The following is a 13,998-nucleotide window of genomic DNA, read 5'->3' as shown; positions in this document are numbered from 1 at the left end:
GGCGTGACCGGCCCGGACGACCGACACCCCTATCTCGCGGGCCCGTACCCGCGCGCCTATGCCCACCGCGGCTGGCACCTCGGTGAGCTGGACGGCTGCGAGAACACCCTCGCCGCGTTCGTCGCCGCCGCCGACCACGGCCTGGGCTACGTCGAGCTGGACGTGCACGCCAGCGCCGACGGCATCCCGTTCGTGCATCACGACCCGACGCTGGACCGCACCACCGACGCGACCGGGCGGATCGACGCCCGCCCTGCCGCCGAGCTCGACGACGTCCTGGTCCGGGGGGTGAGCCGCGCGGAGCCGCTCCCCCGGCTGGCCGGCGTGCTCGCCGCACTGCCCGGCACCCGGTTCACGATCGAGCTGAAGTCCGACGCCGTGGTCGGACCGACCCTCGCCGCGTTGGACGAGGCCGGTGCCTGGGACCGGGTGTGCCTGGGGTCGTTCTCCGATCGGCGGCTCGCCGCGGCCCGGACCGCTGCCGGGGCGCGGCTGTGCACGTCGATGGGGCAGGCCGCGGTGACCGGGTTGCGGGCGCGCGCCTACCGGGTGCCCGAGCGCGTGCTGCCGCCGCTGTCCGGCACGCTCGCCCAGGTCCCGCCGTCGTTCGGTCCGATCCCGGTGGCGTCCGACCGGCGGTTCGTCGAGGCCGCCCACGCGTCCGGCCGGGAGGTGCACGTCTGGACGGTCGACGAGCCGGCGGAGATGGAGCGACTGCTGGATCTGGGCGTCGACGGGTTGCTGTCCGACCGGCCGGACCGGCTGCTCGAGGTACTGGGCAGGCGGGCCCCGCGGTGAGCGCAGGTCGGTGATCGCATGTCCGTGATCGCATGTCCGTGATCGCATGTCCGTGATCGCACTGAGTCCGTTGCCCGGCAACGTGGATAGTCTCGCCCGGTGACCGCAGCAACACTGTCCGGGGCCGAACCCCGTCGATCCCGGGTATGGGCATGGGGCTTCTGGGACTGGGGTTCGTCGGGCTTCCAGCACATCGCCCTGACCTTCGTGTTCTCCGTCTACCTGACCGATGCGGTCGGGGCCGACCTGCCCGGCACGATCAGTGCGAACAGCTGGCTCGCCTGGTCCACCGCGGCCGCCGGGGTGCTGATCGCACTGATGGCGCCGGTGATCGGCCAGAGCGCGGACCGCAAGGGACGCAGGCTGCGGGCCACCGGGCTGTGGACCGCGCTGGTCGTGCTGAGCATGATCGGGATGTTCTGGGTCCGGGACGACTGGACCTACCTCTGGCTGGGGCTGGTGCTGCTCGGCCTGGCCTCGATCTTCGTCGAGCTGGCCGCGGTCTCGTACTACGCGCTGATGGCGCAGGTCTCGACGCCCTCGACGGTCGGCCGGGTGTCCGGCTTCGGCTGGGCTCTGGGCTACCTCGGCGGGATCGTGCTGCTGCTCGGCGTCTACCTGGGCTTCCTGTCCGGTGACGGCGGGTTGTTCGGGGTGTCCACCGCCGACGGGTTCGACGTTCGGATCTCGGTGCTGGTCGCCGCGATCTGGTTCGCCGTGTTCGCCGCGCCGATGTTCTTCCTGCTGCCGGAGACGGCGCCGGCCGTGCCCGGGGCGCCGAAGCTCGGCGTCGCAGGCTCCTACCGCAAGCTGCTCACCGACCTGCGCGACCTCTACCGGGCCAGCCCGCACACCGTGTACTTCCTCGGGGCCAGCGCGCTCTACCGGGACGGCCTGAACGCGATCTTCGCCTTCGGCGGGGTGCTCGCCGTGACGGTCTACGGCCTGGATCCGGGCCAGGTGCTGCTGTTCGGGGTGGCGATCAACGTCGTGTCGGCGACCGGAGCACTCGTCGGAGGCCGGCTCGACGACCGGTACGGACCGAAGGCCGTCGTGGTCGGGTCGCTGGTGGGTCTGGTCGCCGTAGGGATCGTGCTGCTGCTGGTGTCCGGGCCGACCATGTTCTGGATCTTCGGTCTGGTGCTGGGACTGTTCGTCGGCCCGGCGCAGGCGTCATCGCGCTCGTACCTGCTGCGGGTCTGCCCGGAGGGCCGGGAAGGCCAGCTGTTCGGTCTGTACGCCACGACGGGCCGCGCCGTGTCGTTCCTGGCGCCCGCGTTGATCGGTCTGTTCACCTACGTGTTCGGCTCCGACCGGGCGGGCACGATCGGAATCGTGCTGGTCCTGGCGCTGGGTCTGGTCGCGCTGCTGCCGGTGCGCCCGCCGGCACCCGCTCGGGACCGGGCAAGCACATGAACTTGCATGAACACTCGGCGAACCCGCGTGAGTAGCAACACACATGGCTGACACGTCACATCAGCGTGTGTAACGGGCCCTGATAGGGAACACTGGCCAATCGGGCGCAGGAATGGTTACCACCGGGTAAGAACCGGTGGTGATCGCCGCCCAGCCGCCGGAATAGCGTAGCCCCACGAACGTTACACCCGGTGGCGGCGACGTAACCGTCGAGGTGCCGCCGCCTCGACAGACGCAAGGAGGGTGACGACGCATGGCCGACCGCGTTCTGCGTGGCAGCCGGCTCGGGGCTGTCAGCTACGAGACCGACCGCAATCACGACCTGGCGCCGCGGCAGATGGTCCGTTATGTGTCCGAGTCCGGCTACGAGTTCGAGGTGCCGTTCGCGAACGACGCCGAGGCTCCGGCGACCTGGGAGTCGCCTCAGGGCGGCGTCGGTCGCCGGGTCGACGGGACCCAGCCGGATCAGAAGAAGCAGAAGCCCCCGCGTACGCACTGGGACATGCTGCTCGAGCGCCGTTCGATCGCCGAGCTCGAGGAGCTGCTCAACGAGCGCCTCGAGGTTCTGCGCGAGCGACGCGCCGAGATCGCCTGACCTCGGACACACGCGCACGACGGAGCCCGGATTCCCGCACAGGGGGTCCGGGCTCCGTCGTGTTCGGGGCACCGGACCGTCCGGCCGCTCCCCCGGCGGCGGCCCGCCGACGTTGCCACGGAGGCCGATCCTCCGGCGGTGCCGGGATCAGCTCACCAGAGTGCGCCGGCGTGCGTAGGTGACGGCGGTCGCCGCGTCGAGCGCGAGGCTGAGCACGACGACACCGGCGAGTACGGCGGAGAGGATCGCGCCGCCGCCGGGCCCCATCCCGAGCAGCTCGACGGCCTCCGGATCGATCAGCCCTCGCCATGGCGAGCCCACCGCTCGCGGGATACAGAGCTGCGTTCTTTCACTCCAGCAGGACATGCGATAATTTGTCCTGACAAATCGTCTTGCTTGACGGCAGGTGCAACCGGAGGTGGCTGTGAACCGCGCACCCTGCGCTCGGAGTCACCGGCCCGACCACACGGAACTCGCCCACGTCGCAGTACGCACAGCGGGCCTCGACGAGGCGTCGGCGACGATCCGCGACCGGCTGCCGGACGATCGCGGCGAGATCGATCCGCGGCGATGGGCAGACCTGCTGTCGATCCGCACCCGCTCCGGCGCCCCGCGGCCGGATGCGCCCGTGCCGGCGGGGACGCCGTCGCCGGAGTGCCTGCGGCGCCCGGCGACATGAGCATCGCCGGACCCGCGGTGGCCGAGCCGCGGCTCGATTCGTGGCGCGCCTGGACGGCGGCGGCCGGCGCGACACTCGCCGCGACCGTGGTCTACGGCATCGCCTACGGCTACGGGCAGTTCTTCGGCCCGATGTCGGCGACCTTCGGGACCGGCATGGGGGCCGGGTCGGTGGTCTTCTCGATCACGATGCTGTTCGGCTTCGGGATGAGCGCCCTGACCGGGCCACTGGCCGACCGGATCGGGCCGCAGGTGCTGCTCGTCGCGGGTGCGAGCTGTATCGGGATCGGGCTGTACCTGACCTCGATCGCGCAGGACCTGTGGCAGGCCTACGTGACCTACGGGCTGGGCGTCGGACTGGGGCTCGCGTTCGTCTACGTGCCGGTGGTGACCGCGATCGGGCGCTGGTTCGACCGCTACCGCGCGATCGCCACCGGCGTCGTGGTGGCCGGGGTCGGAATCGGCACCGTGGTCACCGCACCGCTGTCGGAGGCGATGGTCGCCGGATTCGGCTGGCGTCAGGCCTACGAGACGTACGCCATCGGTGGCGCGGCACTGTTGCTGCTCGCGGCGTGGGCGATCGGACGGCCACCGTGCTCAGCCGACCGGACCGGTCCCGTGTCACGTGTTGACACCCGCGGCTTCGGCACCATCTACCTCTCGACCCTGCTCCTCAGCACTGTCATGTACGTGCCGTTCGCGCATCTGGCCGCCGCCGCCGAGTGGCTCGGCAGCACGCCGGGAACGGCGGCGACGTTGATCTCGGTGATCGGGATCAGCAGCATCGTCGGCCGGTTGGCGATCACCGCCGCTGCCGGCCGGCTGGGGGCGCTGGTGATGTACCAGGGCTGCCATGTGGCGGTCGGCCTGAGCTGTCTGGTGTGGATGGCAGCGAGCGGTTTCGCGGGGATGCTCGTCTTCGCGGTCGTCATCGGTTTGGCCTACGGCGGCTACAGCGCGCTCATCCCCGTGGTGCTGGCCGAGCGGTTCGGGATCGAACGCCTCGGGACGATGCTCGGCCTGCTGTTCACCGCCATCGGTGCCGGAGCGGCGATCGGCCCCGTCCTCGTCGGCTACGCCGTCGAGCAGTCGGGCAGCTACACGCCTGCGCTGACGATGCTGAGCGTGTTCGGCATGCTGGGCGCCGGGATCATCCTGACCCTGCGCCCCCGACCTGCTGTGCGGAGATGGGACGGCTGAGCTCGAACCGGGCTCACCGTGCCTCGGCAGCCAGGCCCATCACGCTCGGTCCCCTCGCTGCTGCCGGTGCTCGTTCAACTCCAGGCCGACGAACGCGTCGATCATCGCCGTCCAGGTGGCGTCGACCACCGACGGTGAGAGACCGGTTTCCATCCCTCGCTCGCGCAGCCTGGCCATGAGCGCTGCCCGTCGGGCGGGAGCACGGACCGCGGCATCGTCCCGCTTGTAGGTCGCGGCTTCCGGTCGGGCCCGATAGCCCGACGCCCGAGCCCACATCACGTCGTCGACCGGGAGAGGGTCGTCCTGGAGCGGCCGTGGGCGTGCAGGACGGCCACCACCGTCGGGACGACCAGGACCAGCAGCACCGGCCCGGTGCCACCGCCGAGCAGGTCGGTGTGGATCACCAGCGCGAACGCGAAGGCGAGGGTGTTGTTCAGCGCGTGCAGGACGACGGCCGTCTCGAGCCCGCCGGTCCGCCAGGTGACGACGGCCGCGCCCACGCCGAGGGCGAGATAGTGGATGTTCAGCCACAGGTCGCTCCGGAAGTGGATCACGGCGAACAGTACGGCCGACACCGCGACACCCACGACCAGCGCGGTCCGCGGGTTGCGGTTCCAGCTGCCCGCGACCCGGAAGACCAGGCCGCGGAACCCGAACTCCTCCCCCGCCGCCTGCAACGGTGTGAGCAGCAGGGTGACGGCGAGGAGCCCGATCAGGTCGACGGTGCTGAATCCCGTGGGCTCCACCGGCCCGAGGAGCGAGACCACGACGACACACAGCACGGACACCGGACCGACGACCAGCAGCGCCCGCCCGAACACGTCGAACCGGAACCGGCCGACGACCGAGACGAGGGTCCGCCCGCGGACCCCGTACAGCCAACGCTGTACGAGCATGCTCCACGGGATCAGCAACGCGATCGAGATCGCCCCGGCGGCCTGGAAGAGCACCGTGACGTCGTCACCGCCGAGCGTCGGATTGACCCGCCCCATCGAGAGATCGACCTGGGCGGCCAGCCAGGTGATCACCGATCCGAAGCCGAACAGGCCGGCGAGCACCAGCCCGATGGCGGCGATGCCGCGCCACACCCGGCGGCGTTCGGAGACCAGAGCCCGGTGGTACTCGATGTCGCCGGCCTCCGCGGCGCTGTTCGGAGCACGTCCCCCGGTGTCGACTGTCATGCGTCCTCCCGTTCCTCGGTTCCCGCGGCGCACGTCCGCGGCCGCCGAGCAGTGGACACGTTGACCCGACGTCACACTCAAGTCCGGCCCGGGAATCACCGGTACGGCAAGCTGGCGGGCGCAGGCGGAAGCAGGGGCGGAGCCGGCCGGGGAGGACCGCGATGTCGTGGAGCACCAGGGAGATCGCCGAGCTGGCGGGGACCACACCGCGCGCGGTGCGGCACTACCACCACATCGGGCTGCTGCCCGAGCCGGAGCGGCGCAGCAACGGCTACAAGCAGTACGGCGTGCCCCACCTGATCCGGCTGCTGCGGATCACCCGTCTGGCCGAGCTCGGCGTTGGCTTGCACGCCATCGCCGAGCTGGGTGACGACGACGAGCACCCGGTGGACGCGTTGCGTGCTCTCGACGCCGAGCTGGCCCGGCAGATGGAGCGGTTGAGCGCAGCCCGCGCCGAGGTCGCGACGATGCTCGAGACGGAGCTCGCGACGGATCTGCCGCCGGAGTTCGCGGCGACCGCCGCCGCCCCGCTGTCCGACGCCGACCGCCGGCTGACCGCCGTCCTGGGCAGGCTGCTCGACCCCGGCGAGCGCCAGGTCTACGCGGACCTGGTGACCTCCACCGCCGACAGCCAGGTCGACGACGACTTCGAGCAGCTCCCGGCCGACGCCGACGAGGCCGTCCGGGACGATCTCGCCGCACGTCTGGCCGTACGGGTACGCACACTGCAGCAGGAGCACCCCGGCATCACCGAGCTGGGCTCGTCCGCCCCCCGCAGGTTCCGGCGCACCGTCGACCAGGTGTCACGGGAGATCTACAACCCCGCTCAGCTCGACGTGCTGCGCCGGATGACGGCCCTGTACTGGCAGCGCGCCCGCTCGTGAGTCAGGGCTGAACCAGGATCTTCACGTTGGACTCCTTGTGCTCGATGAGCTCGTGGAAGCCACGCTCGACGATGTCCTCGAGCCCGATCCGCCCGGTGATGAACTGGTCGACGTCCACGGTGCCGGACCGGATGAGCTCGATCACCTCCTCGTGCCGGTTGGCGTAGGCCAGCGAGCCCACGAGGTTGATCTCGGAGAACACCAGCGAGTTCACATCGAAGGTCGCCGGGTGGCCCCAGATCGAGACGTTGACGCAGGTGCCGCCCGGGCGGGTGCTCGCGACGGCGGAGGCGAGCACGGCGTCGATCCCGGCGCATTCGAAGGTCACGTCGGCGCCGCGCCCCTCGGTGAGATCGCGGATCGCCTCGGCGACGTCGACCTGGGTGGGATCGAGGACGTGGTCGGCGCCCGCGCCGGGCGCCTTCTGCTTACGCGCCTCGGCCGGCTCGACGACGATGATCGTGCCGGCCCCGGTGGCGCGCAACGCGGCGGCGGTGACCAGCCCGATCGGGCCGGAGCCGAACACGGCCGCCGTCCCACCCGCGGGCAGGCCGGAGAGCTTGGCGGCGTGGTAGCCGACGGCGAGCGGCTCCACCAGCGCTCCCTGCTCGGGGGTGAGCCCGTCGATCCGGTGTACCCACCGCGCGTCCACGACCATCCGCTCGGCGAACCCGCCCTGGTCTCCGTCCAGGCCGATGAACCCGAGATTGCGGCAGGTGTTGTAGCGCCCGTCGCGGCACGCGACGCACGACCCGCAGACGTCGTAGGGCTCGACGACGACGCGATCGCCCTCCGCGAGCCCGGTGACGCCGCTGCCGATCTCGGCGACGACGCCGGAGAACTCGTGCCCCAGCGTGATCGGGACGGCGCCACCGGTGAGCGGGTGCGGGCTCGCCGGGGTCGGTGCGAAGATCGGGCCGTCGAGGTACTCGTGCAGGTCGGTCCCGCAGATGCCGCACCACTCGACGGCGATCTGCACCTGGTTCGGGCCCGGGTGGGGCTCGGCGAGCTCTTCGACGCGGACGTCGCCGCGTCCGTGGAAGCGTGCGGCCTTCATGGTTGCTCCTTCGTCTCAGGGGCCGTGCCCCGCTCGGGTAGCGCGCGGATGGACGTCGGAAATACGGCTCGTCAGACCATCACGATGCCGCCGTCGATCATCACCGACTGGCCCGTCATGTAGTCCGAGTCCGGTCCGGCGAGATAGGAGACGAAGCCGGCCACGTCGTCCGGGGTCTGCACCCGCTTGAGCGCGATCAGCTGGGTGTACTGCTCGAGTGTCTCGCCGCGGGCATTGCCCAGGTAGGGGCCCATCTTCTCGTCGATGAGATCCCACATGTCGGTGCCCACGATGCCCGGGCAGTAGGCGTTCACGGTGATCTTGTGCGGGGCGAGTTCCTTCGCGCCGGCCTGGGTGAGCGCACGCACCGCGAACTTGCTCGCGGAGTAGTGACCGAGGAAGTCGAATCCGGAATGGCCCGCGATGGAGGCGGCGTTGATGATCTTTCCGCCGCCGTGTTCCTTCATCTGCTCCGCGGCGGCCTGCATCCCGTACACGGTGCCGAAGACGTTGACGTCGAACATGGTCCGCAGGTCCGCCGGGGTCAGTTCGAGCAACGTCTTGACCTGGGCGATCCCAGCGTTGTTGACCATGACGCCGAGCCCACCGAGCTGGTCGACGACAGCGGCGACCCCGTCGAAGACCTGATCGCGGGACGACACGTCGAACGGGACCGCCACCGACCGGTGGCCGGCCGCCGCGATCTCCGCGGCGACGGTGGTCGCGGCGCCCTCGTCGACGTCGTTGACCGCGACGTCGTGGCCGTCGGCGGCGAGCCGCACGGCGATGGCGCGGCCGATCCCGCGTCCGGCTCCGGTCACCAATGCAACACTCATCTGGATTCAACCTCCGAAGAACGAGACGACTCTGTTCGAACTGCGTCGGACGAGCGGGCGCCGGAAGATCCGGACCGGAGACACCCGGGCCCCGATCGGTTCATGGCGCGACGATGTCGAGCGCGGGGCCGGCAACGGTGGGCGACACATGGCGCAGTTCACAGCCCGCCGCAGCTGCCCGCCAGGGTTGCATCAGTGTTGCGACCAGCGGGCTGCTGCACGTGGGCCACGTCCCGCGGGCGGTGTGTCGCGCACGCACGGGATCTCGGCAGGTCGGATCCTGCTGTCCGGCCGCACGTCGGTTCCCGGAACGGAGATGGCCACCGGAACTCCGCGGGACCGGCGCCGCGCGCTACCGGGCGTCGAGGAAATCGGCGAGTACGGCGTTGAACGCATCCGGTTGGCACAGGGGTGTGGGGTCGTTGGAGTCGGCGACCCGGACCAGACGTGTGCGGGGCACGGCTCGTCGGAGCTCCTCCATGAAGGTGATCGATCGTGGCCAGGAGTTCTCGCCGACGACGCCCAGGATCGGGTACTCCGCGGCGTTGAGCGCGGGTGGGTAGTTGACGAGGTTGATCGCACACCGGGTCTTGAGCGCGTCGAGTGGTCTGAGCCTCGTCACCGCCTCGGAGAGGTAGTCGGCCGCATGCGGCCACCGGCGGTACTGATCGCGCAGGACGCGTGACAGTGCGGCGGGCGGGAGGAGATTGGAGACCGAGCCTGCGTAGACCGAGGCGAGCCACAGTGCCTTGCCCACCGAGGTGGGGCGGGTGTCACCGTAGGAGTCGACGACGACGAGTCGCTCGACACGTTCCGGATGACGAGCAGCGAAGTGCTGGGCGATGACGCCGCCGAAGCTGACCCCGCAGATCGTCGCTCGTTCCTCCCCGAGATGGGCCAGCAACCGTGCGATGTCGTCGGCCATCCGGTCGCGGACCCGCCGCCATCCCCGGATCGGCCCGGACCGGCCGACGCCCCGGGCATCGAAGACCACCACCCGGTGGTCCCGTGAGAATCGCTCGACCTGCGCCGACCACATGCCCGCTCCGGCGCTGATGGCGTGCACGAGGACCAGTGGGTGCCCCCGGCCGTGGGTCTCGTAGTAGATCGGCGGGCCATGGGTGTCCAGGACCGGCATCAGCGTTCGGCTCCCTCTTCGCCTGCGGCAACACGGGCCGCATCCATTCCGGTCGTGCCGGCTGCACGACCCGTGGCGTCGGCGTCCGGGCCGTCCACCACTCTGCGTCGACAGTGTCATGTGCTGCCCGCGGCGAGCACCAGCGGTTCCGGCCGTCCCGGACCGGCCGGGTCGGCCCGAGCGTCCGATCACGCGGTTCCCGTCGGCACGAAGAACGGCAGCCGGGCGTCGACGACGTAGCCGCCGTCGTCGAGCGTGCCGTGATCGAGGGTCGCCCCGATCAGCGACAGCCGTTGTTCCAGACCGTGCAGGCCCCGCCCGCCGCCGCTGGCGACGAGTGCGGCGTCCGGCGGCCGTCGTGCGGCCGAGGTCCGGACGCCGACCCGGACGAGATCGGGTCCGTACCGGATGGTGACCGAGACGTCGGCGCCCGGCGCGTGCTTACGCGCGTTGGTGAGTGCTTCCTGGACGACCCGGTACGCGGTGCGGGCCACCGTCGGGCTGACCTGCTCCGGAGTGCCGTCGACGTCGAGCGTCACGGCACCGACGCCGGTGGTGTCGCGGGTCAGGTCGGCGATCTCGCCGGGAGGACCGACGGTGTCCCGCGCGGCCGGTCGCGGGCAGCCGTCCTCGTGCAGCACGCCGATCAGGTCGCGCAGCTCCTGCAGCGCCCGGGTGCCCGCGTCCCGCAGGTCGTCGACGGCCTCCCGCACGTTCGGATCGCTCGTGGTCGCGCCCAGGGCCGAGGCCTGCAGCACCATCCCGCTGATGCGGTGGGTCACGACGTCGTGCATCTCGGCCGCGAGCCGCCGGCGTTCCTCGGCGCGGACCCGCCCGGCGATCAGCACCTGCTCGCGCTCGGCCCGCTCGGCACGGTCGCGCAACGACGCCTCCAGGCGGGCGCGGGCGTCGAGCCAGAGCGCGGCCGCCGCGGGCAGCAGCGTGCTGAGCAGGCCGAACGAGCTCACGTCCCAGGCCGGGGCCCAGATCCGCGCTGCGAGCGCCGAGAGCAGCACGACCAGTGGATAGGCGATCCGCGGACGCTCGGTCAGGACGAGCCAGATGACGATGACGGGGGTCGCTCGTGGGATCGACATCGGACTGGCCGGGTCGGCGGGCACGAGCAGCCCGGGCGCGAAGGCCTCGGACCACGCCATCGCCAGCGACACCACCACGGTCAGCGCCACGACCGCGCGCGGCACGATCCGCAGCAACGGCAGCGACAGGCCGACCAGCAGCGGCAGGATCAGGCCGATCCACGGGCCCGCCGCCCCGTCGGTGGGCCGGCCGGCCAGGTAGACGCTGATGTCCGCGGCGCTGAACACCACCGCCAGCAGCACGAGTGCCGGTAGCCGCAGCATCGGCCGCGGTGAGAGCGTGGAGTCGTCCGCCGTCCCGGCCGTCATGACGCCCAGCCTTGCGCACTCGCGCCGGATCCGTGGGACATGTCAGCGGATGTCGGACGTGGCGAGCCGGCGGTGCGCGGCGATCCAGGCGATCCCGACCCATGCCGCCAGCACGGTCGCGGCCACCCCGGTCGGGAGATATCCGGCGGATCCCGGCACCGACAGGCCCGCGACGCTCTCCACCGCGGCGCCCGGCATGAACCGGGGGATCGAGTTCCGGTAGGTCTCCCCGAGGAACTCCGCCAGCATCACCGGCAGCGCGTTGAGCAGCAGCAGGACCACACCGAGTGCGCCGATGGCGTTGCGCACCAGCACCGCGACGAGCGCGGCCAGCACCCCTTGGACGGTCATCGAGAGCACCACGTATCCCAGCGCGGCCCGCCACAGGGTCGGGTCGGCCAGGTCCAGCGGCACCGCCCCGGTGGCGGTGAGCCCGACCTGGGTCAGCAGCACTGCGCTCACCGCGATCGCCGATCCGAGTACCGGACCGCAGGCGGCGACGATCAGGGCCTTCGCGGCCAGCACACGTCCCCGGCCCGGTGTGGCCACGAAGGTGTAGTAGCCCGTTCCGCCGAACTCGGACGCCACCAGCGCCGCGCCGAAGTAGCAGTACACCCAGACGCCCAGACCTGCACTGAACAGGACGACGTTGTACTCACCATCGGCCTGCGCCGCCGCGAGATCACCGGCGCTGCCGAAGAACGCCATCACCGCGCTGAGCCCCACGGTGAGCGCCAGGACCACGCCCAGCAGGTGCCAGGTCGACCGGACCGCCCAGAGCTTGATCCACTCCGAGGCGACCACCGCACCGAAGCCCGGTCGCACTCCCACCTCCTGCTCGCCTGCGAGCCCGTTCATCGGGACACCTCCGTACCGGCCCGGTAGTCGACCGCGTCGTCGGTCAGTTGCAGGTAGATCTCCTCGAGCGATCGCGCGCGCGGCGCGAGCTCCAGCACCGCGCTCCCGACCGCGTGCGCGGCGACACCGATCTCGTCCGGGGTCGCACCGACGACCTCCAGCGCGTCGCCGTCGACGGCCCTGGTCGCGACCGACGCCACCCGGTCCCGGAGCTCGGCGAGGACCCGGTCCGGATCGACCGTGCGCAGCCGGACCGGCACCGCCGCGCGACGCATGTCGGCCAGGTCGAGCTCGGCGACCAGGCGCCCACGCCCGATCACGACGACCCGATCGGCGGTCTGCTCCATCTCGCTCATCAGGTGGCTCGACAGCAGCACGGTCCGCCCCTCCGCCGCGAGATCGCGCAACAGGCCACGCAACCAGCGCACCCCGTCCGGGTCGAGCCCGTTGACCGGCTCGTCGAGGATCAGCGTCGCCGGATCGGCGAGCAGCGCGGCGGCGAGGCCGACCCGCTGCCGCATCCCCAGCGACATCGTCCCGATCCGCCGGTCACCCGCCCCGCCCAGGCCGACCCGCTCCAGGACGGTGCCGATCCGCCCGGTGCCGATCCGGCCGGTGCCGACGCCCGCCGCGCGGGCGAGCCAGCGCAGGTGGCCGCGTGCGGTCATCCCGGCCGGGCAGGCGTCGGCGTCGAGCAGCACACCGACCTCGCGCAGCGGTGAGGCGAGCTCGGCGATCGGGCGTCCGTCGATGTGCGCCCACCCCCGGGTCGGGCGTTCCAGCCCGACCATCATGCGCATGGTGGTCGACTTCCCGGCACCGTTCGGGCCGAGGAATCCGGTGACCGTTCCCGGCTGCACCCGGAACGAGAGGTCCTCGACCGCCGTCGTCGCGCGGTAGACCCTGGTCAGATCGCGGACCTCGATCATCGTCGCGGCCCCGCGCGGTGCCGGCGCCGCCACCATAGGGTGACGCCGATGAACAGGACCACGTTCAGCACGATGCTGGCCAGCGCGTTCAGCACCGGTCCGGTGCTCCCCAGCAGCGTCGTCTGGGCGACGGCGTTCGCCACCGCGAGCACGAGCACGTACCGCCACCAGGGCGCCCATCGGGTATCGGTGGCCGGGTCGGTCGATGCGGGCACGGTGAACCTCCTGTGTCCGGCGGACCGCTGTGATCCGCGCTCCTCCACCGTCGCCGCCCGGACCCGCCCGGGGATCCACAAAAAGTTGATCCTCCGGGTCTCCGTCGGTCTACCGCCCGCGGCGCTGCGATACTGCGGGCATGATCCGTCTGGTGCTCGTCGACGACGAGCCGATGGTCTGCACGCACCTCACGACGATCCTCGAGCAGGCCGGGGACATCACCGTCGCCGGCGTCGCGCACGACGGTGCCGAAGCGGTCGAGGTCGTCCTGCGCGAGCGTCCCGATCTCGTCCTGATGGACCTGCGGATGCCCGGCGTCGACGGGCTCACCGCGATCGAGCGGATCGCCGCGATGGTCTCCGCTCCCCCGGTCGTCGCACTGACCACCTTCGACGCCGACGAGTACGTCCTGCGGGCGCTGCGCCTCGGCGCCTCGGGATTCCTGGTCAAGACCACACCCCCGCAGGACCTGATCGGGCTGGTGCGGGTCGCCGCCGACGGGCACACCGTGCTGTCCGCCGAGGCCGCCCGGCGTCTCGTGCACGCCTCGACCGGGCATCTGGACCGCGCCGCCGAGGCACGGGCCCGGATCACCGAGCTCACCGATCGGGAGACCGAGGTGCTGCGGTGCCTCGGGCGCGGGATGAGCAACGCCGACGTGGCCGGTGCGCTGTTCCTCTCCGAGGCCACCGTCAAGACCTATGTCTCCCGGATGCTGGTCAAGCTCGGTTGCGCCAACCGCACCCAGGCCGGATTGCTCGCGGTCGAAGCGGGGCTGTGACCGAGGGCCCTCCCGTCGGCTCCCG

Annotated in this window: 15 protein-coding genes; 6 read left to right on the top strand and 9 right to left on the bottom strand. The window is 71.4% G+C overall.

What is annotated here, in order from left to right; all coding sequences use genetic code 11:
* Window positions 1-3: 3 nt before the first annotated feature.
* The 3 genes from Pdca_RS16880 to Pdca_RS16870 all read left to right on the top strand — a co-directional run bounded on the left by Pdca_RS16880 (window position 4) and on the right by Pdca_RS16870 (window position 2,809).
* A complete protein-coding gene (locus tag Pdca_RS16880; protein ID WP_085912328.1) occupies window positions 4-798 on the top strand; it encodes a glycerophosphodiester phosphodiesterase family protein in 795 nt (264 codons plus the stop codon).
* A 99-nt stretch (window positions 799-897) separates the two neighbouring features.
* A complete protein-coding gene (locus Pdca_RS16875) occupies window positions 898-2,214 on the top strand; it encodes an MFS transporter (protein ID WP_085912327.1) in 1,317 nt (438 codons plus the stop codon).
* A 253-nt stretch (window positions 2,215-2,467) separates the two neighbouring features.
* Window positions 2,468-2,809 carry an RNA polymerase-binding protein RbpA gene (locus Pdca_RS16870; RefSeq protein WP_085912326.1) on the top strand — a complete coding sequence of 114 codons (342 nt, stop codon included), beginning with the start codon at window positions 2,468-2,470 and terminating at the stop codon, window positions 2,807-2,809.
* A gap of 147 nt (window positions 2,810-2,956) precedes the next feature.
* On the opposite strand, the gene Pdca_RS35620 is transcribed toward Pdca_RS16870, so the two are convergent.
* Window positions 2,957-3,130 (bottom strand): hypothetical protein, encoded by a 174-nt coding sequence (locus Pdca_RS35620; RefSeq protein WP_158092125.1) that lies wholly within the window; start codon window positions 3,128-3,130, stop codon window positions 2,957-2,959.
* Window positions 3,131-3,484: 354 nt separating this feature from the next.
* On the opposite strand from Pdca_RS35620, the gene Pdca_RS16865 reads away from it, so the two are divergent.
* Window positions 3,485-4,687 carry an MFS transporter gene (locus Pdca_RS16865; protein ID WP_158092124.1) on the top strand — a complete coding sequence of 401 codons (1,203 nt, stop codon included), beginning with the start codon at window positions 3,485-3,487 and terminating at the stop codon, window positions 4,685-4,687.
* Between the two features lie 275 nt (window positions 4,688-4,962).
* On the opposite strand, the gene Pdca_RS16855 is transcribed toward Pdca_RS16865, so the two are convergent.
* The gene (locus tag Pdca_RS16855) at window positions 4,963-5,868 is read right to left on the bottom strand and encodes a CPBP family intramembrane glutamic endopeptidase (protein ID WP_085912323.1); all 906 of its coding nucleotides are present in this window, start codon (window positions 5,866-5,868) and stop codon (window positions 4,963-4,965) included.
* A 161-nt stretch (window positions 5,869-6,029) separates the two neighbouring features.
* On the opposite strand from Pdca_RS16855, the gene Pdca_RS16850 reads away from it, so the two are divergent.
* Complete coding sequence (locus Pdca_RS16850) at window positions 6,030-6,752, top strand: MerR family transcriptional regulator (protein ID WP_085912322.1); 723 nt, start codon at window positions 6,030-6,032, stop codon at window positions 6,750-6,752.
* 1 nt (window position 6,753) lies between these two features.
* On the opposite strand, the gene Pdca_RS16845 is transcribed toward Pdca_RS16850, so the two are convergent.
* The 7 genes from Pdca_RS16845 to Pdca_RS16815 all read right to left on the bottom strand — a co-directional run bounded on the left by Pdca_RS16845 (window position 6,754) and on the right by Pdca_RS16815 (window position 13,191).
* Window positions 6,754-7,809: a 2,3-butanediol dehydrogenase gene (locus tag Pdca_RS16845; RefSeq protein WP_085912321.1), complete on the bottom strand. Its 1,056-nt coding sequence runs from the start codon at window positions 7,807-7,809 to the stop codon at window positions 6,754-6,756.
* Window positions 7,810-7,880: 71 nt separating this feature from the next.
* Complete coding sequence (locus Pdca_RS16840; RefSeq protein ID WP_085912320.1) at window positions 7,881-8,645, bottom strand: acetoin reductase; 765 nt, start codon at window positions 8,643-8,645, stop codon at window positions 7,881-7,883.
* A 352-nt stretch (window positions 8,646-8,997) separates the two neighbouring features.
* Window positions 8,998-9,783 (bottom strand): alpha/beta fold hydrolase, encoded by a 786-nt coding sequence (locus tag Pdca_RS16835; protein WP_158092123.1) that lies wholly within the window; start codon window positions 9,781-9,783, stop codon window positions 8,998-9,000.
* A gap of 188 nt (window positions 9,784-9,971) precedes the next feature.
* The gene (locus Pdca_RS16830) at window positions 9,972-11,189 is read right to left on the bottom strand and encodes a sensor histidine kinase (RefSeq protein WP_232021608.1); all 1,218 of its coding nucleotides are present in this window, start codon (window positions 11,187-11,189) and stop codon (window positions 9,972-9,974) included.
* Between the two features lie 42 nt (window positions 11,190-11,231).
* Window positions 11,232-12,047 carry a hypothetical protein gene (locus tag Pdca_RS16825; RefSeq protein WP_085912318.1) on the bottom strand — a complete coding sequence of 272 codons (816 nt, stop codon included), beginning with the start codon at window positions 12,045-12,047 and terminating at the stop codon, window positions 11,232-11,234.
* The gene (locus tag Pdca_RS16820) at window positions 12,044-12,976 is read right to left on the bottom strand and encodes an ABC transporter ATP-binding protein (protein WP_085912359.1); all 933 of its coding nucleotides are present in this window, start codon (window positions 12,974-12,976) and stop codon (window positions 12,044-12,046) included. Before Pdca_RS16820 ends, Pdca_RS16825 begins: the two co-directional genes overlap by 4 nt.
* Window positions 12,973-13,191: a hypothetical protein gene (locus tag Pdca_RS16815; protein ID WP_125911439.1), complete on the bottom strand. Its 219-nt coding sequence runs from the start codon at window positions 13,189-13,191 to the stop codon at window positions 12,973-12,975. Before Pdca_RS16815 ends, Pdca_RS16820 begins: the two co-directional genes overlap by 4 nt.
* 140 nt (window positions 13,192-13,331) lie before the next feature.
* Between Pdca_RS16815 and Pdca_RS16810 the strand changes: the two genes are divergently transcribed.
* Window positions 13,332-13,973, top strand: a complete 642-nt coding sequence (locus Pdca_RS16810) for a response regulator transcription factor (protein ID WP_085912316.1) — start codon at window positions 13,332-13,334, stop codon at window positions 13,971-13,973.
* Window positions 13,974-13,998 lie beyond the last annotated feature (25 nt).

It is taken from the genome of Pseudonocardia autotrophica, assembly GCF_003945385.1.
Classification (GTDB): Bacteria; Actinomycetota; Actinomycetes; order Mycobacteriales; family Pseudonocardiaceae; genus Pseudonocardia; species Pseudonocardia autotrophica.
The sequence above is the reverse complement of the archived record's forward strand: the minus strand, read 5'-3'. Positions and strand labels throughout refer to the sequence as shown.

What these genes read in the sequence shown, in the direction of transcription:
- Pdca_RS16870 (WP_085912326.1), top strand. Translation starts at nt 2,468, where the DNA reads ATGGCCGACCGCGTTCTGCGTGGCAGCCGGCTCGGGGCTGTCAGCTAC.
- Pdca_RS16865 (WP_158092124.1), top strand. Translation starts at nt 3,485, where the DNA reads ATGAGCATCGCCGGACCCGCGGTGGCCGAGCCGCGGCTCGATTCGTGG.
- Pdca_RS16855 (WP_085912323.1), bottom strand. Translation starts at nt 5,868, where the DNA reads ATGACAGTCGACACCGGGGGACGTGCTCCGAACAGCGCCGCGGAGGCC.
- Pdca_RS16850 (WP_085912322.1), top strand. Translation starts at nt 6,030, where the DNA reads ATGTCGTGGAGCACCAGGGAGATCGCCGAGCTGGCGGGGACCACACCG.
- Pdca_RS16845 (WP_085912321.1), bottom strand. Translation starts at nt 7,809, where the DNA reads ATGAAGGCCGCACGCTTCCACGGACGCGGCGACGTCCGCGTCGAAGAG.
- Pdca_RS16840 (WP_085912320.1), bottom strand. Translation starts at nt 8,645, where the DNA reads ATGAGTGTTGCATTGGTGACCGGAGCCGGACGCGGGATCGGCCGCGCC.
- Pdca_RS16835 (WP_158092123.1), bottom strand. Translation starts at nt 9,783, where the DNA reads ATGCCGGTCCTGGACACCCATGGCCCGCCGATCTACTACGAGACCCAC.
- Pdca_RS16830 (WP_232021608.1), bottom strand. Translation starts at nt 11,189, where the DNA reads ATGACGGCCGGGACGGCGGACGACTCCACGCTCTCACCGCGGCCGATG.
- Pdca_RS16825 (WP_085912318.1), bottom strand. Translation starts at nt 12,047, where the DNA reads ATGAACGGGCTCGCAGGCGAGCAGGAGGTGGGAGTGCGACCGGGCTTC.
- Pdca_RS16820 (WP_085912359.1), bottom strand. Translation starts at nt 12,976, where the DNA reads ATGATCGAGGTCCGCGATCTGACCAGGGTCTACCGCGCGACGACGGCG.
- Pdca_RS16810 (WP_085912316.1), top strand. Translation starts at nt 13,332, where the DNA reads ATGATCCGTCTGGTGCTCGTCGACGACGAGCCGATGGTCTGCACGCAC.